The following is a 20,203-nucleotide window of genomic DNA, read 5'->3' on the forward strand; positions in this document are numbered from 1 at the left end:
CCTGCCGTGCCCTGTTGATTACTTCTTCTTTTTCGGGGCGATGACCATGATCAGCTGGCGTCCTTCCATCTTAGGATGCTGTTCGACCGAACCGTACTCGAGCAGGTCAGCTTCAACCCGCTTGAGGAGTTCCATCCCCAGCTCCTGGTGGGCCATCTCACGGCCGCGGAATCGCAAGGATACCTTGGCCCTGTCCCCATCACTCAGGAAACGTACCAGGTTGCGCAGTTTTACCTGGTAATCCCCTTCCTCCGTCCCTGGACGAAACTTGATTTCTTTTACCTGAATCTGCTTCTGGTTCTTCTTCGCCGCGGCAACCTGCTTCTTCTTTTCGAAGATCGATTTGCCGTAATCCATCACCCGGCAAACCGGTGGGATTGCGTCTGCGGAGATTTCCACCAGATCAAGCTTTGCTTCTTCAGCAATACGAAGCGCTTCATCAATCGAGACGATGCCAATCTGCTCGCCATCAGCGCCAATTAACCGAACCTCGCGTGCCGAGATATTCTCGTTGATCGGGGCTTTCGGTGCAGCTCGTTTATCTTGTCTCATTTCACGCTTAATAATAATTACTCCGAATCTGGGCGACCACGCCGGGAAACCGCTTGCGCGAGAAACTCAGCGAACTGGGCGACGGGCATCGAGCCCAGGTCAGCACCTTCACGAGTACGCACAGCGACAGTCTGCATCTCGACTTCCTTATCTCCGATAACCAAAAGATAGGGAACCTTGAGCAAAGTATGCTCGCGGATTTTAAAGCCGATCTTTTCATTTCTCAAGTCGGACTTGGCACGAAATCCGCTTTCGTTGAGAGTTTTTTCAACTTCTGCAACAAAATCTGCCTGTTTATCAGTGATATTCATGATCACCGCCTGCGTTGGCGCGAGCCATGCAGGGAACGCACCTTCGTAGTGCTCGATCAGAATCCCGACGAAACGCTCGAAGGAACCGAGGATCGCACGGTGCAACATCACCGGGTGTTTGCGGCTGTTGTCTTCGGAGACGTATTCAGCGCCCAAACGGACAGGCAGGTTAAAATCGAGCTGCAAGGTACCACATTGCCAGACGCGACCGAGGCAATCTTTCAGCGAGAACTCGATCTTCGGACCGTAGAACGCACCCTCACCCGGCTGCAGATCGTACGGCAGACCCGCAGAATCAAGGGCTGCAGCCAGTGCCGCTTCAGCGCGATCCCACAGCTCGTCGGAACCCACACGTTTTTCCGGACGAGTGGACAGCTTCATCTCGACATCGGTAAAGCCGAAGTCGCGGTAAACGTCCATGGTCAGCTTGATGAAGGCAGCGGATTCAGCCTGCATCTGCTCTTCGGTGCAGAAAATGTGGGCGTCGTCCTGAGTGAACGCACGTACACGCATGATGCCGTGCAACGCACCCGACGGCTCGTTACGGTGGCAGGCACCAAACTCGGCCAGGCGCATCGGCAGCTCGCGGTAGCTCTTCAGGCCCTGATTGAACACCTGCACGTGGCATGGGCAGTTCATCGGCTTGATGGCGTAGTCGCGGCTTTCCGACTCGGTGGTGAACATGTTGTCGGCGTAGTTGGCCCAGTGCCCGGATTTCTCCCACAGGCTGCGATCAACCACTTGCGGGGTCTTGATCTCGAGGTAGCCGTTGTCACGCTGCACCTTGCGCATGTATTGCTCGAGCACTTGGTACAGGGTCCAGCCATTCGGGTGCCAGAACACCATGCCCGGCGCTTCTTCCTGGGTATGGAACAGGCCCAGGCGCTTGCCGATCTTGCGGTGATCGCGTTTTTCCGCTTCTTCGATGCGCTGGATGTAAGCCGCCAGCTGCTTCTTGTCAGCCCAGGCAGTACCGTAAACGCGCTGCAGTTGCTCGTTCTTGGCATCACCGCGCCAGTAGGCGCCGGACAGCTTGGTCAGCTTGAAGGATTTCAGAAAACGAGTGTTCGGCACGTGCGGACCACGGCACATGTCGACGTATTCTTCGTGGTAGTACAGGCCCATGGCCTGTTCGTTCGGCATGTCCTCGACCAGGCGCAGCTTGTAGTCTTCGCCACGGGCCTTGAACACTTCGATCACTTCGGCGCGCGGAGTGACTTTCTTGATGACGTCGTAATCTTTATCGATCAGCTGATGCATACGCTGTTCGATGGCGGCCATGTCGTCCGGCGTGAAAGGACGTTCGAAGGCGATGTCGTAATAGAAGCCTTCGTCGATGACCGGACCGATGACCATTTTGGCCGTCGGGTACAGTTGCTTGACCGCATGGCCAACCAGGTGCGCGCAAGAGTGGCGAATGATCTCCAGCCCCTCTTCATCCTTTGGCGTGATGATTTGCAGCGTTGCGTCGCTGTCGATGATGTCGCAGGCGTCGACCAGCTTGCCGTTGACCTTGCCGGCCACTGTGGCCTTGGCCAGACCTGCACCAATGGATGCGGCGACCTCGGCTACGGAAACCGGGTGATCGAATGAACGTTGACTGCCGTCGGGAAGAGTAATAGTTGGCATGGCGCCTCCTCTCCTAGTGGTGACCCCTACCAAAGGTCACGTGGGTTGGGATGAGCCAGTACAAGATCCGATCCAGGCCATTCAATGACGAACGCCTGCCTTACAGCGGCAGGAGCCTTGCGGCCAACCGGAAAACCGAACCAGAGTGACTGGGATTCAAATCAGAATGTTCGCACGCTGACCGCTGCCGGGGCTGAAGGCCGTCCGGAGCCTGAGAACGCTTGAGCCCGGCATGCTAGCACAGATGAGCGGTCATCGACTCGAACGATTTGCGGCGCTGAAGATTTGTGCATTTTTGCGGCGCAAAGTGAACTTGGGATATACGCTTTGCCTCAAATAGGCTGAGAATCCTCGCCGATATCAAACCAAGGAGTTTCAGACATGCGCCTTATCCGTCTTTTTGCTTTCGCGGCCCCGCTGGCCCTGCTGCTGCCGCTGAGCGCCAATGCGGCATGGCCTGCCGGCGTCAAAGACCAGTACATGAATGACTGCACCAAAGCTGCTGCCCAAAGTGTCAATCCAACCGTAGCCAAACAGCACTGCACTTGCGGTGCCGATGTCCTGGAGAAGAAATTTACCACGCAAGAGATTGCGCAACTGATGGACAAGAACACCCCGCCAAGCGGTGAACTGGGTCAGCGCGCACTGAAAGAAATCTCGGTTTGCCGCGTGCAGAAATAAGCGCTGACGAATGCTTTTTCGGGTCCCAGACAGCCTTAAAACCGCCAAAAAGACCCCGATTTCGATAATTTACGCAGGTTTTATAGCTTTTTTTACGCCCTGATTTTTCGGCCGAAAGCCTCTGAAACCGGGGCTTGCAGACATTTCAGAGGTTGAAATGAATGCAATATGAAAGCAAACAGCACGTCCGGGGGGCTACCAAAGCGAACATTTCGACTATGATACCCGGGTGTGCCCAGTTGGCCTGAGCAGCACAGTACTACTGAAAATATATGTTTCTTGGAGATACACCATGTCTAATCGCCAAACCGGCACCGTTAAATGGTTCAACGATGAAAAAGGCTTCGGCTTCATCACTCCTCAAGGTGGCGGTGACGACCTGTTCGTACACTTCAAAGCTATCGAATCCGACGGTTTCAAAAGCCTGAAAGAAGGCCAGACCGTCTCCTTCGTGGCTGAGAAAGGCCAAAAGGGTATGCAAGCTGCACAAGTTCGCCCAGAGTAATTTCCCGGCGCACTAAAAAAACCCCGTCCATGTGACGGGGTTTTTTATGCCTGTAACAAAAGCCGTCAGAGATCAGCCGCAGTTGACGCGGGTGACCACCAGATTGGCGTCAGTGTTCAGGTTCAGGCGATCGGAACGATACTCCAGGGTGATCATGTCCGTTGGCTTGAGGAAGCGGGCATTTTGCGCGCCTGCCTTGGCACGGGCCTGATCCAGCAGCTCAGGCGAAGCCTTTTTACCGATGGCAAATTCCGCTGCCTTTGCTTCACAGCGGCTATGACCGGCATCGGTCGCCACAGGATCCTTTGCCGACTCGCTGGAGGTTGTGCTGCAACCGGCCAACATGGCAACGGCCATAAGTGCACCCAGAGACGCGAACTTCAAAGGCATGAAGCCTCCTTCTTTCAAATGGTTAAGCTGAGATCGTGCGACCGCCAATCCGACGTTTGGTTTCACAGCAAGTGCCATCACCCTACCCCACGACCCGGAAAAACGCTGAGTCTGCCTGAAGAGCAGGCAATGCATCTTCAGACAATCGTCACCGAATATTAACGCAGCTCAGTAGATGTCGATGTAGTCGAGCGGCGGGTTCGGCCAGTTATCCTTGAGCGCATTGAAAATCTGCATGACCCAGACTTCATCACTGGCCGCGACGTTGCCGACATAACCCGAACCCTTGGCCCAGGTTTCCAGCCGAAACAGCAGACCATCGATGTCCTGACCGCCCGTCACGCCGGAAGAGATGTAGGCAATCCCGCCCTTGGTCACGCGCAGTTGCGTGTGCACATCATCGCTGGCCGAGGCCAGCAACTGGCGCACAGCGTCGAGTGTCAGGCCGTCGGGGTTGTTCAAATCAATCTGCACAGCGCATTCCTTGGATCTGCCGGAAAAGACCAAGTGTCGCATAGCGTCGCGCTCATGCCTAAGTCGCAGTGCCAAACGCCCGACAAAGTGGTTAACTCGGACACAGACATTCCCGACTTTTCGAGCGCACTCATGAGCACCGTAAGCATCACCGCCGACATCAAGGTCCTGTGGCCGAAGGGGCACAGTTCGTATAGCCCGGGCAGTTCGGAGGAGCTGGCATTGATCAGCATCGATCTGCTGGTCAAGACCATGGGAACCCAAGGCGCACAAACGTTTATCGCTCAAGTGTTCGAGCGGTATCAGCATGACGACAAGAGCGTGCAGGACACCGAGAGAGAGTAAAAACCCGCAGGCTGGCACCTGCGGGTCGCAGCCTTACTTCAAGCGCTTCAGACGTTCGGTCAGCAGATCGAAGAAGCCCTGGGCGTCGCCGTTCTCGACCCAGAATGCGTTTTTCGGTTGTTTCAGGCCGTCGTACCAATCAACGACGGTCTGGCCGAAGGTGATCCCCTCACGGCTGTCGATGGCCACGTTTACCGAGCGACCGGTGAACAGCTCAGGCTTGAGCAGGTAAGCGATGACGGTAGCGTCATGCACCGGGCCGCCCGGGATGCCGTAGTGCTCCATGTCACCTTTGATGTACTCATTCAGGATGTCGCCAACAATCTTGCTCGCATTGTTGTTGAGCGCGGCAATCTGCTTCAGGCGGGCGTCGCTGGTGAGAATCTTGTGGGTCACGTCCAGCGGCAGGTAGGTCAGTTTCACGCCGCTCTTGAGCACCACTTCCGCCGCTTGCGGGTCGGCGAACAGATTGAACTCGGCCACCGGGGTAATGTTGCCGCCATTGAAGTGCGCACCGCCCATGATCACCACTTCCTTGATGCCCTGAACGATCTCCGGCTCCTGGATCAGTGCCAGCGCAAGGTTGGTCTGCGGACCCAGCATGGCGATGGTAATGCTGTGCGGTTTGGCTTTTTTCAGGGTGTCGATCAGGTAGTTGACCGCATTGCCTTCGGCCAGGCCTTTTTTCGGCTCATGCACGGTGACACCCGACAGGCCTTCCTTGCCATGGATGTTCTCGGCATAGATCGGCGTACGCATCAGTGGCTTCGGCGCACCGGCGTAGACCGGGACGTCCTCACGCCCCGCCCACTCGCGGGCCAGACGCGCGTTACGCGACGTCTTGTCGAGACGCACGTTGCCGGCCACGGTAGTCAATGCACGGATGTTCAGTTCGTCCGGCGAGGCCAGGGCGAACAGCAAGGCGACCACGTCGTCGGCACCAGGATCGGTGTCGATGATCAGGTCGATCTTTTCAGCGGCCTGAGCGCCGGTGGCGGAGATAAAAGACAAAAGCAGCAGACTCCGAAGCAATTGATGCAGTTTTTGAGCATAGCGGTGCATGGCGCATTCCTTGTGCTGATGAAAATGGAAGGGTCGAAGACCCGGTTAGAACGTGACGCCGGCCACCAGCACGATGTTGCAGTACGGCTGACATTCGCCTGTACGAACAATCGCCCGCGCCTGTCGGCTGAGAACCTTGAATTGCTCATGAGTCAGCAGATCGCGCCGACCAAGGGCGCCCTCTTCCTGCAACTCATCCAGCGCGTTCAACGCCGTCGGCTGCTTGTCGAGAATTTCGTTGGCCAGCACATGGCTTTCCACCTGCATCTCGCTGAGCACGACCTTCAGGGTGCTGACGAAATCCGGAACGCCATGGGTCAACGCCAGATCGATCAACTCGACACCCGGCGGTACCGGAAGGCCGGCGTCACCGATGACCACCATGTCGCCATGCCCCAGGGAAGCGATCAGTCGCGACAATGCAACATTGAGCAAAGGAGTCTTTTTCATGCGGGTTTGAACGCCTGTACGTCGGACATGGTTGGAATGGAAGGTTGCGCGCCGGCCCGGGTCACAGACAACGCTGCTGCGATCTGTCCGTAACGGATCGCTTCGGCTTCAGACTTGCCACTGGCGAGCGCCGCCGCAAACCCGCCGACGAAGGTATCCCCAGCCGCCGTGGTATCGACCGCTTTCACTTTGGGTGCCGGGAAATGCTCGAAACCCTGGCCATTGGCGAACAGCGAACCTTGCGCGCCGAGGGTGATGATGACTTTGCCTGCGCCCATGGCAATCAGGTGGCTGGCGGCGCTTTCAGCGGTTTCCAGCGAATCCACTGGCAATCCGCTCAACGCAGCGGCTTCGCTTTCGTTGGGAATCAGGTAGTCGATCGCCGCGAACCAGTCTGCCGGCAGCGGACGACTGGCCGGCGCCGGGTTGAGGATCACTGTTTTGCCCAGCGCACGCGCACGCTTGAGCGCATGGCCCACCGTTGCATCGGGAATCTCGAGCTGACAGATCACGACATCGGCAGCCTGCAGCACGCCATCAAAGCGATCAATCACCGCAGGCGTCATTGCACCGTTGGCGCCGGCGACAATCACAATGGCGTTCTGGCTGTTGTCGTCCACGACAATCAGCGCCACCCCACTGCAATCCTCCACGGTACTCACGGCCTGGCAATCGATCTGCTCGGCCAGCAATGCGTCGCGCAATTGCACACCGTAGTCATCGTTGCCAACACAGCCAACCATGGCGACCTGTGCACCCAGGCGCGCAGCAGCGACAGCCTGATTGGCGCCCTTGCCGCCGGACACGGTGGCAAAGGAATGACCGATCAGCGTTTCACCGCCCTTGGGCAGCCGTGGCGCCCGGGTCACCAGATCCATGTTCAGACTGCCTATTACCACTACATTTGCTGGCATACATCGCTACTCGTCAATTCGGTTTCAGCGGTACTCGGTGAATACGCCGGACAGCGGCGCAGTCGATTCGCGCAAGACAATACTCGGGGTCACGATCCGTTGATCGGTGACCAGGCCCGGGGTGGCAATTCTTCGCAGCAACACTTCGGCAGCCATCTCGCCCAACTGCAGGATCGACTGGCCAACCGTCGTCAGCGCCGGATACACATAACGGCTCATCTGGATATCGTCGAAGCCGATCACCGACAGCTCGCTCGGCACCCGCACATTGCGCTCGGCCGCGGCACGGAGTACGCCGATGCCGATCATGTCGTTACCGGCGAAAATCGCGCTCGGCGGATTGTCTTCGAGCAGGATCGCCGCCGCGTTATAGCCGCCGGTACTGGTGAAATCGCTTTCCAGCATGCGTTCCGGACGCACCTTGATGCCTGCCTCCTTCAGCGCCCGGCAAAAACCGGCCTGACGCATTTGCGCCACGCTGGTGCTCGACGGACCGCCGATGGTGGCGATGTCGCGATGCCCCAGCTCCAGCAGGTGCCGGGTCGCCAGATAGGCGCCATATTCATGGTCGATGCGTACCAGATCCGCATCCACGCCATCCAGCCCCCGGTCGACAATGACCATCGGCGTTTTCACGCCAGCCAGCCCTTGCGCGAGGCCGATGTCGCCACCGGCGGAAGCGACGATGAGGCCGTCGATGCGTTTTTCCAACAGCACACGCAAATAGCTGCGCTGCTTTTCCGGGTTGTCGTCAGAGTTGCAGAGGATTACGCAGTAGCCGTTACGCTCGCAGTAATCCTCGATGCCCCGCGCCAATTCGGCAAAATACGGGTTAAGACTGTTGGGCACCAATAAGCCAATGGTCGCAGTGGTCTTGGCTTTCAGCGAACGCGCCACCGCACTGGGTACATAGTCGAGGCTTTTGATCGCCGCTTCGACTTTCAGCCGCACTTCCTGGCTGACCGGGCGCGTCTTGTTCACCACATGCGAGACGGTGGTGTAGGAAATCCCTGCGAGCGCCGCCACATCCTTGATCGTTGCCATGACTTAGCCCCGTCGACTGGCGCGTTGACTGCGATAGGTATCGAGCACAACCGCGATGACAATCACCGCACCGGTGATGATGCGTTTGGTCGGCTCGGTCGCACCAATCTGCGCCAGGCCAGCGGCCAGCACCGAGATAATCAGCACACCGAAGAAGGTGCTGATCACCGAGCCGCGCCCGCCCATCAGGCTGGTACCGCCGATGACCACGGCAGCAATCACTTGCAGCTCGAGGCCGGAGCCGGCGTTCGGGTCCGCCGCTTCCAGACGGGAGATCTGGAACAGCGCCGCGATACCGGCCAGCAGGCCCATCAGGCTGAACACCAGAATCTTGTAAGGTTTGGGGTTGATCCCGGCCAGACGCACCGCTTCTTCATTGGTGCCGATACCGATCAGGTAGCGCCCGAACACCGTGCGCGTCAGAACCGCCTGGGCAATGAAGATCACCAGCAAGGCAATGATGAACGACGGCGAAATGCCGAAGGCGATCGGGTTCGACAGCCAGGCAAACGAGTCACCGATGTAGGCGGTACGCGAACCGGTCATCTGGTACGCCAGACCGCGCGCCATTTCCAGCACACCCAGCGAAACGATGAACGACGGAATCCGCCACGCCACGGTGATCGAGCCGGTGACCGTACCGGCCAGTGCCGCCACCGCCATACCGAGCAACGCCGCCGGCAACACGCTCCAGCCCCAACCGAGAATCGCCACACTGACCGTCGACGCGGCAAGCGCCAGCACCGAACCCACCGACAGGTCGATGCCGCCGATGATCAACACGAAGGTCATGCCCACCGCCAGCACCATCAGATCGGGGATCTGGTTGGCCAGGGTGCTGAAGGTGTTATAGGACAGAAAGTGGCTGCTCATCACCGAGAACAGCGCCACCATCGCCAACAAGGCACCGGCCAGGCCCAGATAGGTACCCAGACCGTAGAAATTGCCACTACGTTTGCCGGCAGAAGATGCAGTTTTCATGGGAGTTCCCTAGGCGCCGCTTCATTGAGCAACGCATCACGTTTTTGGTAGCCGGCGAACGCGGCGGCAAGCAAATCATCCTGAGTCCAGCTGTCGCGCTCGAAGGTATCGATCAAACGCCCTGCCGACAGGACACCGATCCGGTCACAGATCAGCATCAGCTCACGCAGGTCACTGGACACCACCACGAGTGCCTTGCCCTGGCGAGTCAACTCGCCAAGCAAGGCATAGATATCGAACTTGGCACCGACGTCGATGCCACGGGTCGGCTCGTCGAACAACAGCACCGAACAATCGCGCTCGAGCCATCGGCCGATCACCACTTTCTGCTGATTGCCGCCGGACAGCTCGGAGACCAATTGTGTCGGGCTCGAACTGCGGATGCGCATGGCGTCGATCTGACGCTTTGCCAAGGCGATTTCGTCGCTGTTATTGACGACACCACCACTGGAAATTTCCGGCATGTTACCCAGCGCGATGTTGGCGCTGATCGACTGGCTGAGCAGCAGGCCTTCGCCCTTGCGGTCTTCGGTAATCAGGGCAATGCCATGGTTCACCGCGTCAACCGGGGAGCGCACACTGACCACCCGCGCCGGCGAACCCAGCGCGATCGTGCCGCTGTCGGCCAGATCGGCGCCGAAAATCAGCCGCAGCAATTCCGTGCGCCCGGCTCCGATCAAGCCGGAAATCCCGAAGATCTCGCCGGCACGCACTTCGAAGGAAACATCGCGCACCTTGTCGGAGCGGGTCAGGCCCTTGACCGTCAGGGCCGGCGCACCAATCTTGCGTGGCCCCATGTCGATGTGTTCGCCCAGCTCGCGACCGACCATCAAGGTGACCAGTTGCTCACTGTTGTAGTTGGCCATCGGCTCGACGCAGACCAGATTGCCATCACGCAGCACGGCAATGCGTTGCGCGACTCGCGCCAGCTCTTCAAGGCGATGGGAGATATAGATGATCGAGACGCCACGCGCCTGCAAGCGAGTGATCTGCTCGAAAAGCATTTCCACTTCACGAGCCGTAAGCATCGCCGTCGGCTCATCGAGTATCAGCACATGGCAATCGCCGATCAGGTTGCGCGCGATTTCGACCATCTGCTGATGCCCGATACCCAACTCGCCGACCAGGGTGTCCGGATCGATAGCGTCGAGGCCGACCTGCGCCATGGCTTCGATGGCAGCTTTACGCAATTGCTTGCGGCTGATCCAGCCACCGTTGCTCGGCAGGTTGTCGAGAAACAGGTTTTCCGCCACCGACAGGGTCGGCAACAGATTGAGCTCTTGCATGACCATGCGCACGCCCAACTCTTCGGCCTGAGTGCGGCTGCCCGGGCGGTAGTCCTTGCCCTGGAACTGCATCTGGCCTGTGGTCGGCGTGACCAGACCACCAATAATCTTGGACAGCGTGCTTTTACCGGCACCATTCTCGCCGGTCAGCGCCAGCACTTCACCGCGCATCAGCGTCAAGTCGATGCCTGTGAGCACCGGTTGCGCATAGGTCTTACCGATACCGCTGACCGAGAGGACAGCGTTCGGGGCGGAAACTGACATAAAAAACTCTCCATGCGCTCGCCCGGACGGACGAGCGCCGTTGTGTCGCCAAAAGACTTACTTAGTGACCAGCTCGACCGGCGTTTCGATCACACCATTGACGCCGCTGTCGACTTTCTCGCCCTTGAGGATTTTCAGCGCGGTCTCGATGCCGAACACCGCCTGTTTGGCGGCGAACTGATCGGCAGTCGCCAGCACGCGGCCGTCCTTGAGCATCGGTTTGATGGCGTTGATGTTGTCGTAGCCGACAACCTGCACCTGCCCCGCCTTGCCGGCAGCACGCACCGCGGAAACGGCGCCGACGGCCATGCTGTCGTTACCCGCCAGCAGCGCTTTTACATCCGGGTATTCGCTGAGAATCGACGCGGCAACCTTGTTGCCCTTGTCGATCTCCCAGTCACCGGATTGCAGCGAGACCACCTTGATCTGCGCCGCGTCCATCGCATCCTTGAAGCCGGCGGTGCGCTGCTGGGCGTTGGTGGTGGTGGACACACCTTCGATGATGCCGACTTCGTCACCGGCCTTCAGTTGCTTGGCCAGGTACTCGCCAACCAGACGTGCACCCTTGCGGTTGTCCGGCCCCACGAATGGCACGCTGATGTTCTTGCTTTTGACGATTTGCGGATCGAGCTGGTTGTCGATGTTGATCACGGTGATACCGGCATCGACGGCTTTCTTGATCACCGGCACCATGGCCTTGGAATCGGACGGTGCGATGACCAGCGCATTGACCTTCGCCAGAATCATCTGCTCGACGATGCGGGTCTGGCCAGCGGTATCGGTCTCGTCCTTGATGCCATTGGAGATCAGGTCGAAATCGGCGGAGTGTTCTTTCTGGTAGGCCTTGGCGCCGTCTTCCATGGTCAGGAAGAATTCGTTGGCCAGGGATTTCATGACCAGCGCGACTTTGGGTTTTTCAGGAGACTCGGCGAAGGCCGAAGAGACAGGTAGTGCGGCGGCTGCGGCAGCCAGCATAGCGACAGCAAGAAGACGTCCAGCAAATGGCAGCTTCATGGGTTCACTCCGATCTTATGATTATTGTGAGCAACGCTCGCGCTGGCGTAAGCTTGATCGCTTTCCTCCGGGCAATAGTGCATCGGAAAAGGCGCGCAAACGTTTGCGTAGACCGAACTATGCGAATCCCGCCGACATTTGTCAACAATCAGAAATCGGTATCGAGTGCAGGGCGAATCCGTCGATTCGCCCTTCGATGCTCAGGCAGTGGTGTTGACCATGCTGCCGCTGGTGGGCCCCTGGGACATTTCCTTGAGCAACGCAGCCGCGACCTCCATTAATGCGCCGCTGGTTTGTGCAATCTGCCCCTGAATGGACATGACCGCCTGCGACTTGGCCTCCGGCGTCGGATAACTCGCAGCTTGTGCAGCCGCCAATTGCTGCTGTTGCTCCTGCAGTTGCTTCTGCAATTCCTTCATCCGCTTCAGCAGCATTTTCACGGTGACGCTCAGACTATCGCCGCTGTCGCCACTATCAGCCTTGTTGGCTTCTTGCGCAGGACCACCGGTTCGGACCTGTTTGCTCGGCTCTTTTTCAACGCCAAGTGCCTCGTCAGCAGCGTCCGCTTCCGCCTGATTCATTGCATTGATCGTCGCTGCGGTTTTACCGCCGATGGTGACTGCACCAGGGTTTGAAAAACCGATCGTCAGTGACATGTGAACTCCCTAAATAAGCGTTTCCTTGAACACCCATCGGCCTGCTGACGGGTTTCTTTAGCAGAAAACCTGAAACTGGAAAGCCGTTTCGTTCGACAGCGATCGTAATCTTTTTCGGCGAACCGAACGCGAAAGCTTCCAATGTTCGGAAAACCGGACAGGCGATTTGCCCAACTATTTGCCATTCCATAAAATCTTGATGTAAATCATGAAGTTAAACATTTCTCTAAAGCAAAGTACGGCTGGTACAGATCCTGCTCCCTAGCCTGTACCCCGAGTATTCAGATCAGCTCGGGGCGCATCTAGATGAACCTGCATCAGCACCGTCTCACTACTAGAGAGAAAAATAATGAAATCTGCTTTCAACACCTTGGCACCGGGCGCTTTGGCCCTCCTCCTGCTTCTGCCGACCGCCCTCCAGGCAAAAGAAGTCGAAACCCAGACCAAACTCGCCAACGTCGTGGTACTCGCGACCGGCGGCACCATTGCCGGCGCTGGCGCCAGCGCAGCCAACAGCGCGACTTATCAAGCGGCCAAGGTAGGCGTTGAACAGTTGATCGCCGGCATCCCCGAGCTGAGCAAACTGGCGAATGTGCGCGGCGAACAAGTCATGCAGATCGCCTCCGAAAGCATCACCAACGAAAACCTGCTGCAACTGGGCCGTCGCGTGTCCGAACTGGCCGACAGCAAGGACGTCGATGGCATTGTCATTACCCACGGTACCGACACCCTGGAAGAAACCGCCTACTTCCTGAACCTGGTCGAGAAGACCGACAAGCCGATCATCGTGGTTGGCTCTATGCGTCCGGGCACCGCCATGTCGGCGGACGGCATGCTCAACCTGTACAACGCCGTTGCCGTGGCCAGCAGCAAAGAAGCGCGCGGCAAAGGCGTGCTGGTGACCATGAACGATGAAATCCAGTCCGGTCGCGATGTCAGCAAGATGATCAACCTCAAGACTGAAGCGTTCAAAAGCCCTTGGGGTCCGCTGGGCATGGTGGTCGAAGGCAAATCCTACTGGTTCCGCCTGCCAGCCAAGCGTCACACCATGGATTCGGAATTCGACATCAAGAACATCAAGAGCCTGCCTGACGTAGAAATCGCCTACTCCTACGGCAACGTCGACGACACCGCCTACAAGGCTCTGGCCCAGGCCGGTGCCAAAGCGATCATCCATGCCGGTACCGGCAATGGTTCGGTGTCCTCCCGCGTAGTCCCATCCCTGCAAGCCCTGCGTAAGGATGGCGTGCAGATCATCCGCTCGTCCCACGTCAACGCCGGTGGTTTCGTCCTGCGTAACGCCGAACAGCCTGACGACAAGTACGACTGGGTTGTCGCTCACGACCTGAACCCGCAAAAAGCCCGCATCCTGGCCATGGTCGCCCTGACCAAGACCAACGACAGCAAAGAGCTGCAACGGATGTTCTGGGAATATTGATTGACCCTCGCCTGACCCTTCCGGGTCGGGCAGCCTGCTCACCACTCGCCCGCGCGGCGGGTGGTGCTGCCACCTACGCCGAGCGCGACTTTTTCGCACAAAATAATCGACCCGACTTACACCAAAACCGGAAAAGCGCTGTCAGAGGATTTTCTTGAATTTTAAGCAGTTGCGAAAATGCCTACAGTTAAATACTGTATGCACGTACAGCTTAATAAGGATAACCTCGTGGCCACCTCTCCTGATGCTCCTGACGCTTACGAACGCATGGGCATGCGCGTTCAGAAAATCATCAATTCTCCCACCGCACAAAAAGCCAAAGCCGCCTTGATCTTCCGTTTACCGGACGAGCCGATGGATGCCTGGGAGCAACTGCTCGAGGAAATCGACGAGAACGATAACGTCACTCTCGCCTATCGCGACGATGGCGGCGTGCAGATTTTTTGGGTTGTGCCGAAGGAAGATTGATTCAATGAGTGTCCGCTGTTTTGCTTTGCTGTTGCTGTTCATCGCGTGTGGTGCCCAGGCTGGCGCACCCCGCACCTTTACCGAAGCCAAGAAGGTCGCCTGGAAACTGTATGCACCACAGTCCACCGAGTTTTACTGCGGGTGCAAGTACACCGGCAACAAGGTGGACTTGAAGGCTTGCGGCTACGTGCCGCGCAAAAATGCCAAGCGCGCTTCGCGCATTGAGTGGGAGCACATTGTGCCGGCGTGGGAGTTCGGCCATCAGCGTCAATGCTGGCAGTCGGGCGGGCGCAAAAACTGCACGCGCTATGACCCGAGCTATCAGAAAGCCGAAGCCGATCTGCACAATCTGGTGCCGAGCATCGGCGAGGTCAACGGTGATCGCAGCAACTTCAGTTATGGCTGGCTGCCGGTGCAATCCGGCCAGTACGGCTCGTGCCTGACCCAGGTCGACTTCAAGGCCAAGAAGGTCATGCCCCGCCCGTCGATTCGCGGCATGATCGCTCGCACCTACTTCTACATGAGCAAGCAGTACGGCTTGCGCCTGTCGAAACAGGATCGGCAACTGTACGAGGCGTGGGACAAGACCTACCCGGTGCAAGACTGGGAACGCCAGCGCAACCAGAGCGTGGCGTGCGTGATGGGACGCGGCAATGAGTTTGTCGGCCCGGTGAACCTGAAAGCCTGCGGCTGATCCTCCAGCCAAAAGAAAAGGCCTCGAACGTGGTGTTCGAGGCCTTTTTTGTGCCTAGCTGCCGGCCTTGTTGTAGCGCCAGTACCCCATCAGGTTCAGCGATTCTCTCGGGATGCCGCATGCCTTGATCAGGTGCTTGCGCAGGCGCATCACCGCAGCGCTTTCTCCGGCAATCCAGCCATAGAACCCTTCAGGGGCGGTATTGGCGATCTCCCAGAGAATGTCCTTGTCGATATCGACTTCAGCCAGTTCGGCAGCTTGCCCGGCTGAGGAATCATCTGCCGGCAGGAACGCCCGTTGCACTGCCTCTGCCATCAACGCACCAGCAACCGCTGCCGGCGCCTGATCGCGAACCAGCCACTGCACCGACAGCCCGGGCCAGTCTGGTACCGAGAGCATGTCTGGGGCGCTGTCCACTTCAAAGTACGCCTGAACCTGGGGCGGTTCGGCCAGGGCGGCCAACTCTTCGAGAATGCCCATGGCCGCTGGCAATGCCGTCGCATCGGCCACCAGCAAAACCTGCTGGAGTATCTGCGGCGGCTTCCATTCAAACCCTCCGGCGTCCTGCGCGGAAAATCCGCGGTCGGGAGCGAGAATCTGCATCGAGGCACCCGGCTGCGCATGCAGCGCCCAACGCGAAGCAGGACCGGTCTCGCCATGCAGGACAAAATCGATGTCGACTTCGCCTTGATCGGCGCGCAGATGACGAATGGTGTAAGTACGCATTGCCGGTCGACGGTTCGCGAGCATCGAACGAAAACGCGCGTACCAACCCTCCTCCTGCGCGAGCTTTGCGGGGGTTCCATCTTCAGCAGGGAAGAACAGTTTGACGCGTTGGTCCGGCGCCCAGGTGGCCATGCCACTGATTGAAGGGTCAGCCAGCGTGATCCGCATCATGTGCGGGCTCAACAGCGTCTTGCGCTGCAGCACTGCATTGAAAAGTTTATAGGGAGCGGTGGAGGCCATGCGGAGCTCCTGCAGAAAATCGTGATTGACTCGTATAAGACGAATCGCCTGCGATGTCCTTTAGGCCGCTCCGCTGAAAGCGCTGCTTACGGCGCGAGCGGATGCTCCACGATCACCGATTCAACGTTCTGTTTCTTGGCCTTCACCAAGGCCGCGTCCACTTGCACCTTGCGCGCTTCAGCCTCGGCCTGAGAGTTGAACGGGCCAATCAGGATCCGCGTCTTGCCGCTGCTGTCCTTGATCACGGTCGGCACGAAAGCATGCTCGATCAACCAGCCACTCAGGTCGCTGACAGCCTGAGGCGTTTCGCCACGCACTTCGAGGTCCCACTGCGGGGCGGACACTGCCGCAGGGGCGGCCGCGACTGCCGTTTTCGGCTTCTGCACGTCTACACTCTTGCCTTCACCACATCCTGCCAATGCCAGTGCCGCGACCATCCAGACCAATTTGCGCACAACGCTTTCCTCGAAAATCTCAAAGCGGCAATCTTAACATTCATAAATACTTCGCGAGGCCCGCAAAATGGGCACAAAACAACGAGATTGATGATTGCAGCCTCTGTATAGTTACGCCCTGGGAATTAATGCCGCATCTGCGCGTCAGAAAGAGGCACCCAAACCGTGAGACTTCGCACTAATCTATACGTACCACCGACCTCTGCACTGTCTGAATCAGGTGCCCTACAAAGCAATCAAGGAGAAGACCATGCTGATACTCACCCGCAAAGTCGGTGAAAGCATAAACATTGGTGATGACATTACGATCACCATCCTCGGCGTAAGCGGTCAGCAAGTCCGCATCGGCATCAACGCCCCGAAAAACGTCGCCGTACACCGCGAAGAGATTTATCAGCGTATTCAGGCTGGCCTGACCGCCCCGGACAAGCCACAAACACCCTGAGCCGCATTGCAGTCAGTAGCCAGTTCGTTTGCTCAGCGTAATGACTGGCTAAAGATTCACGCGCCGTATTGCCATCCGCTCCCCAGCCCACTGGGCACGGCGCCTGACACATCCCCCCTCCGCTTCACTCGCTCCCTTCCCTCTCCTGCAGCGCGATACTACCTGCGACTGCCAAGCCTGGCTGTCAGACGTTTCCGAGAGAACACAGGGAATTGCCCCCTGTTAGCCGAACGTCACGCCTCGCGCCATGCCGGTGGCGGCGATCACCATCAGCACCAACAGCAGCGCCTCGACGTGGCTGATCCGCGCATACAGCTTTATACGTCCGGTATCGATCGCCTTGCCCCGCGCCAATGCGATCCGCCATTTGACCAGCGTAATCATCGGCGCCAGCTCTAACAGCAGAATCAGCACGAACAGCGTCATCTTCAAGTGAAACAGCGGCTGGTGCAGATAATAGTCAGTGCCCTTTTCAAAGCCGCCGAAGGCGCGCATGCCGCCGGTCACCAGCAGCACCAGCGCAGCAATCCCCCACAGATTATCGGCAAGCAAAACTCGCTTCGCCTCGCCGACGCCAGCAGCCAGACGACTGAACGCCGTACCACGGGTCAACACGGCCCAAAAGCCCAAGGCGAAAGCCAATAGATGGATAGCGGCAAGCAACCAGTGAACCAGCATCAACGAACTCCTTTGAAAAAGCCCTGGAAAACGCCAGTCAGTAGTAGTCGAAAAACGTCAGTTACGCCCACACAGCATCGTGGGGCTAGAAAGTTTCGCGAAGGAAGCAGGGAGACAGAAAGTGGGAATCGCCAAATCGCAGGCAAAAAAAATCCCAAGCAGCTGATGGAAGCTTGGGACTTAAAAATGCATAAACCGTGGTGGTGAACGCGGGGCGAATGTTACTGAAATCCACGGCCAGTAACAACGTTTTTTTGATAACCGGCTGGTTCGTAACGCTCGTAAGTCATTCAATATCCACACAATTTTAAAGGGCGCTGGCGACGAGCGGTGTTTTTTTCGGTCGACATTGAAGATGCAACACAAGGCATCCGGACAATGGGAAGCTTTACCGATGGGCCACCGCCCGCCGCATGGAGGCCACCGACAAGAAATCTGCTGGGACTACCAAATGAGACCACATCTGATTGCATGTATTTTGCTCTGCTGCGCCAGCACCATTGCCAGCGCAACAGACATTCCCATCAAGGAAGGAATGCCTTTCTTATCAGCACGAAAGGCATTACTCAAACACGGCTGGAAACCCAGCGTATCGAAAGAGATGCAGCCCGTTGGTACGGCAATAGAACTTCAAAACATGGGTATCATTGAAATCGAACGATGCAGCCAAGGCGTGCAATATTGCGAATTGCATTACAAGAAAAACAAGCAATGTTTAGGCGTCACAACGACTGGTGAAGAGGTAGCAGACCTGATTATTGATGCTTGGGACTTTAGGTGCCCATAACAAATCAACATTAGCCAGGCCTGCGGCCGCTTGATCTTCACTTCCAGCCCACTCTCATAACCCACAGGATTAAGGTGAATTTTCGGCCTGGAGTTCAAGACCTCTTCACAGATTGATGGCTTTATGACGTCATCCGCACTTCAAATGACATTAACATGGCAGGTACGCATGGCTATTGAAACGGACGACGCAATTGCTGCGGGAGTGGGCGCTGCAACTGGAGCAGGAATCGGCGGTTTTATTGGCGTGTCAGGAGCGGCGACAGCCGCCTCTGCCACAGCTGCAGCAACGCTTGGCACCGCAGGTGCTGGGGCGGCAGCAACAACAGCCGCATTGGCAACAGCAGGAGGTGGAGCAGTTGCAGCGGGTGGAGCAGGCATGGCAGGCGGAGTTTCTGCAATCGCCGGTACTGCGGCAGCTGCAAGCGCAGTCCCCGTCGTCGGCTGGGTGGTCGGTGGAACTATTGCGGTTGGCCTTGGGGGCTACCTTGCCTACAAATATGGCAAAAAACTCATGGAGTGATTCAGTCTTTTCAGGCCTGCTCCAATCACGAAGATTTTTTCACGAAGTCCAGGAAAAGGGGTTCGGCTCGAGCGAGCCGCCCTACCCGCGACAGATCCTGCAAAAAAATCTCGAACGTTGCGCCGCCAGCATTTGAAGGTCGGCCATGGTTTTTTGTTTCTTTCAGAAATGACCAATCCCGCTCACTGGCGTCTTTTTGGCTGGCAAGCAGAAGCCTTGAATGCTGAAACCAAGCCACTTAGCCAGTCTCTGGCTGCTCAGAACCGTAATCGAGTTTGTGAGCCAGGTCGACATTCATTTCGAACTGCTCAATTACATCGACCATCGTACGGCGACCTCCTTCGATTGAGCCTTCCCGCGCCCAAAGAAACGGGTAGAAAGAAAAGCACTGATCCGCCCCCAGCCCACTCAGCTCCTTGCGCCAACCGTCCCAACGCAAGCCCTTGTAAAAGGCATTAAGCCGATCACTCAAGGCCCAGCAGAGGAAGTCGGTTAACCAATGCTCAACTGCTCCCACTGCAACGTATCTGGCGCCCAGTAATACATCTCCCCCACGTCCATTGATGGAAAAGAACCCTCCAGCAGCGTCATCAGCGACCAGCAAATAACCCTCCGCTCGACCGTCGTTCCAATCAGAGAGATTTCGAGGTAATTGCGCATGCCCAGAACCAAGTACTCGCAACCACCCATGATCGATCAGTAGCCCCCCCCGTTTCGCAAGCGATTGCACCCAACGTTGATCTCGTCGTGACCTGTAGAGTACAGAGCACTCTTGAGTTATCAGTGGACGGTGACAGCAACTCATAATTGCGGGTTGTTTCTGCCAACATTTTTTCAACAAGAGGTAACGCGGGGGCGTGACTGTCTATCAGGTCATCCAAGCTTTTCATTTGCCGACCCATGGAAAAATGAGTCGATTATTGCGACACATGGTGGATTTGCAAAAGTTTTGCAAATCGCAGACAACAAAAAAGGGCTCACCTTTCGGTGAGCCCTTCTAGACCGCCCAGCAGAGCGGATTTTGTTTGGTAGGCGCGATTGGACTCGAACCAACGACCCCCACCATGTCAAGGTGGTGCTCTAACCAACTGAGCTACGTGCCTGCTGTGAGGCGGCATTCTACGGAATTCCGGAGGGGTGTCAACACCTTTTTTTCACCTAACCCTATGAATATGCAAAATATTTAATTTCG

The 20,203-nt window shown here is 57.3% G+C and carries 25 protein-coding genes, 1 tRNA gene and 1 pseudogene; 10 read left to right on the plus strand and 17 right to left on the minus strand.

Translation table 11 applies throughout. From position 1 onward, the window contains the following. Positions 1-18: 18 nt before the first annotated feature. Positions 19-570: a translation initiation factor IF-3 gene (gene infC, locus QMK55_RS03130; RefSeq protein ID WP_171057393.1), complete on the minus strand. Its 552-nt coding sequence runs from the start codon at positions 568-570 to the stop codon at positions 19-21. Next, complete coding sequence (gene thrS / locus QMK55_RS03135; RefSeq protein WP_003226368.1) at positions 570-2,492, minus strand: threonine--tRNA ligase; 1,923 nt, start codon at positions 2,490-2,492, stop codon at positions 570-572. The genes infC and thrS overlap by 1 nt, the downstream gene beginning before the upstream one ends. Before the next feature lie 381 nt (positions 2,493-2,873). Here thrS and QMK55_RS03140 point away from each other — a divergent pair, with 381 nt between their 5' ends. Further along, complete coding sequence (locus tag QMK55_RS03140; protein ID WP_320328654.1) at positions 2,874-3,173, plus strand: hypothetical protein; 300 nt, start codon at positions 2,874-2,876, stop codon at positions 3,171-3,173. A 292-nt stretch (positions 3,174-3,465) separates the two neighbouring features. Continuing rightward, the gene (locus QMK55_RS03145) at positions 3,466-3,678 is read left to right on the plus strand and encodes a cold-shock protein (protein ID WP_003179963.1); all 213 of its coding nucleotides are present in this window, start codon (positions 3,466-3,468) and stop codon (positions 3,676-3,678) included. A 72-nt stretch (positions 3,679-3,750) separates the two neighbouring features. Here QMK55_RS03145 and QMK55_RS03150 read toward each other — a convergent pair whose 3' ends face one another. Both QMK55_RS03150 and QMK55_RS03155 read right to left on the minus strand, forming a co-directional pair. After that, positions 3,751-4,068 carry an I78 family peptidase inhibitor gene (locus tag QMK55_RS03150; RefSeq protein WP_102356741.1) on the minus strand — a complete coding sequence of 106 codons (318 nt, stop codon included), beginning with the start codon at positions 4,066-4,068 and terminating at the stop codon, positions 3,751-3,753. A gap of 168 nt (positions 4,069-4,236) precedes the next feature. Then, positions 4,237-4,542: a hypothetical protein gene (locus QMK55_RS03155; protein ID WP_102356742.1), complete on the minus strand. Its 306-nt coding sequence runs from the start codon at positions 4,540-4,542 to the stop codon at positions 4,237-4,239. A 132-nt stretch (positions 4,543-4,674) separates the two neighbouring features. On the opposite strand from QMK55_RS03155, the gene QMK55_RS03160 reads away from it, so the two are divergent. Beyond that, on the plus strand, positions 4,675-4,887 hold the full coding sequence (locus tag QMK55_RS03160; RefSeq protein ID WP_102356765.1) for a hypothetical protein: 213 nt from the start codon (positions 4,675-4,677) through the stop codon (positions 4,885-4,887). Positions 4,888-4,920: 33 nt separating this feature from the next. Here the strand turns inward: QMK55_RS03160 and QMK55_RS03165 are convergent, their stop codons facing one another. From QMK55_RS03165 to QMK55_RS03200, 8 genes are all read right to left on the minus strand, one after another. Beyond that, positions 4,921-5,949 (minus strand): nucleoside hydrolase, encoded by a 1,029-nt coding sequence (locus QMK55_RS03165; RefSeq protein ID WP_025111212.1) that lies wholly within the window; start codon positions 5,947-5,949, stop codon positions 4,921-4,923. A 45-nt stretch (positions 5,950-5,994) separates the two neighbouring features. Next, on the minus strand, positions 5,995-6,399 hold the full coding sequence (gene rbsD, locus QMK55_RS03170; protein WP_102356744.1) for a D-ribose pyranase: 405 nt from the start codon (positions 6,397-6,399) through the stop codon (positions 5,995-5,997). After that, positions 6,396-7,313: a ribokinase gene (gene rbsK, locus QMK55_RS03175; RefSeq protein WP_320328655.1), complete on the minus strand. Its 918-nt coding sequence runs from the start codon at positions 7,311-7,313 to the stop codon at positions 6,396-6,398. Before rbsK ends, rbsD begins: the two co-directional genes overlap by 4 nt. 24 nt (positions 7,314-7,337) lie before the next feature. Beyond that, entirely contained in the window at positions 7,338-8,357 is a 1,020-nt protein-coding gene (locus QMK55_RS03180; RefSeq protein WP_102356746.1) for a LacI family DNA-binding transcriptional regulator, read from the minus strand. Positions 8,358-8,360: 3 nt separating this feature from the next. Continuing rightward, positions 8,361-9,338, minus strand: coding sequence for an ABC transporter permease (locus QMK55_RS03185; RefSeq protein ID WP_025111208.1), 978 nt, complete (start codon positions 9,336-9,338; stop codon positions 8,361-8,363). Then, positions 9,335-10,888, minus strand: coding sequence for a sugar ABC transporter ATP-binding protein (locus QMK55_RS03190; RefSeq protein ID WP_102356747.1), 1,554 nt, complete (start codon positions 10,886-10,888; stop codon positions 9,335-9,337). Before QMK55_RS03190 ends, QMK55_RS03185 begins: the two co-directional genes overlap by 4 nt. 57 nt (positions 10,889-10,945) lie before the next feature. Then, entirely contained in the window at positions 10,946-11,902 is a 957-nt protein-coding gene (locus tag QMK55_RS03195) for a sugar ABC transporter substrate-binding protein (RefSeq protein WP_320328656.1), read from the minus strand. 200 nt (positions 11,903-12,102) lie between these two features. Continuing rightward, complete coding sequence (locus QMK55_RS03200; protein WP_102356749.1) at positions 12,103-12,558, minus strand: hypothetical protein; 456 nt, start codon at positions 12,556-12,558, stop codon at positions 12,103-12,105. 349 nt (positions 12,559-12,907) lie between these two features. Between QMK55_RS03200 and QMK55_RS03205 the strand changes: the two genes are divergently transcribed. The 3 genes from QMK55_RS03205 (at position 12,908) to QMK55_RS03215 (ending at position 15,158) form a co-directional block, all read left to right on the plus strand. Further along, on the plus strand, positions 12,908-13,996 hold the full coding sequence (locus QMK55_RS03205; RefSeq protein ID WP_102356750.1) for an asparaginase: 1,089 nt from the start codon (positions 12,908-12,910) through the stop codon (positions 13,994-13,996). Positions 13,997-14,194: 198 nt separating this feature from the next. After that, on the plus strand, positions 14,195-14,464 hold the full coding sequence (locus QMK55_RS03210) for a DUF1654 domain-containing protein (RefSeq protein WP_371262577.1): 270 nt from the start codon (positions 14,195-14,197) through the stop codon (positions 14,462-14,464). A gap of 4 nt (positions 14,465-14,468) precedes the next feature. Next, positions 14,469-15,158, plus strand: coding sequence for an endonuclease (locus tag QMK55_RS03215; RefSeq protein WP_007961223.1), 690 nt, complete (start codon positions 14,469-14,471; stop codon positions 15,156-15,158). A 54-nt stretch (positions 15,159-15,212) separates the two neighbouring features. Here the strand turns inward: QMK55_RS03215 and QMK55_RS03220 are convergent, their stop codons facing one another. Together QMK55_RS03220 and QMK55_RS03225 are read right to left on the minus strand one after the other, a co-directional pair. Beyond that, positions 15,213-16,124 (minus strand): siderophore-interacting protein, encoded by a 912-nt coding sequence (locus QMK55_RS03220; RefSeq protein ID WP_320328657.1) that lies wholly within the window; start codon positions 16,122-16,124, stop codon positions 15,213-15,215. Positions 16,125-16,210: 86 nt separating this feature from the next. Next, positions 16,211-16,579: an SPOR domain-containing protein gene (locus tag QMK55_RS03225; RefSeq protein ID WP_102356754.1), complete on the minus strand. Its 369-nt coding sequence runs from the start codon at positions 16,577-16,579 to the stop codon at positions 16,211-16,213. Between the two features lie 250 nt (positions 16,580-16,829). Here QMK55_RS03225 and csrA point away from each other — a divergent pair, with 250 nt between their 5' ends. Then, positions 16,830-17,024 carry a carbon storage regulator CsrA gene (gene csrA / locus QMK55_RS03230; protein WP_003179932.1) on the plus strand — a complete coding sequence of 65 codons (195 nt, stop codon included), beginning with the start codon at positions 16,830-16,832 and terminating at the stop codon, positions 17,022-17,024. Between the two features lie 222 nt (positions 17,025-17,246). Here csrA and QMK55_RS03235 read toward each other — a convergent pair whose 3' ends face one another. Beyond that, positions 17,247-17,702: a DUF2214 family protein gene (locus QMK55_RS03235; protein ID WP_102356755.1), complete on the minus strand. Its 456-nt coding sequence runs from the start codon at positions 17,700-17,702 to the stop codon at positions 17,247-17,249. Positions 17,703-18,153: 451 nt separating this feature from the next. Here QMK55_RS03235 and QMK55_RS03240 point away from each other — a divergent pair, with 451 nt between their 5' ends. Beyond that, the gene (locus QMK55_RS03240; RefSeq protein WP_256588180.1) at positions 18,154-18,489 is read left to right on the plus strand and encodes a hypothetical protein; all 336 of its coding nucleotides are present in this window, start codon (positions 18,154-18,156) and stop codon (positions 18,487-18,489) included. A 175-nt stretch (positions 18,490-18,664) separates the two neighbouring features. Beyond that, complete coding sequence (locus QMK55_RS03245; protein WP_320328658.1) at positions 18,665-19,147, plus strand: hypothetical protein; 483 nt, start codon at positions 18,665-18,667, stop codon at positions 19,145-19,147. A 102-nt stretch (positions 19,148-19,249) separates the two neighbouring features. On the opposite strand, the pseudogene QMK55_RS03250 reads toward QMK55_RS03245, so the two are convergent. Beyond that, a pseudogene (locus tag QMK55_RS03250) lies at positions 19,250-19,841 on the minus strand (DUF2625 family protein). Between QMK55_RS03250 and QMK55_RS03255 the strand changes: the two are divergent. Continuing rightward, positions 19,784-20,002, plus strand: coding sequence for a hypothetical protein (locus QMK55_RS03255; protein ID WP_320330283.1), 219 nt, complete (start codon positions 19,784-19,786; stop codon positions 20,000-20,002). The pseudogene QMK55_RS03250 and the gene QMK55_RS03255 overlap by 58 nt on opposite strands. Before the next feature lie 35 nt (positions 20,003-20,037). Here QMK55_RS03255 and QMK55_RS03260 read toward each other — a convergent pair. Continuing rightward, positions 20,038-20,114, minus strand: a tRNA-Val gene (locus QMK55_RS03260). Positions 20,115-20,203 lie beyond the last annotated feature (89 nt).

This window comes from Pseudomonas sp. P8_229, from assembly GCF_034008635.1.
Classification (GTDB): domain Bacteria; phylum Pseudomonadota; class Gammaproteobacteria; order Pseudomonadales; family Pseudomonadaceae; genus Aquipseudomonas.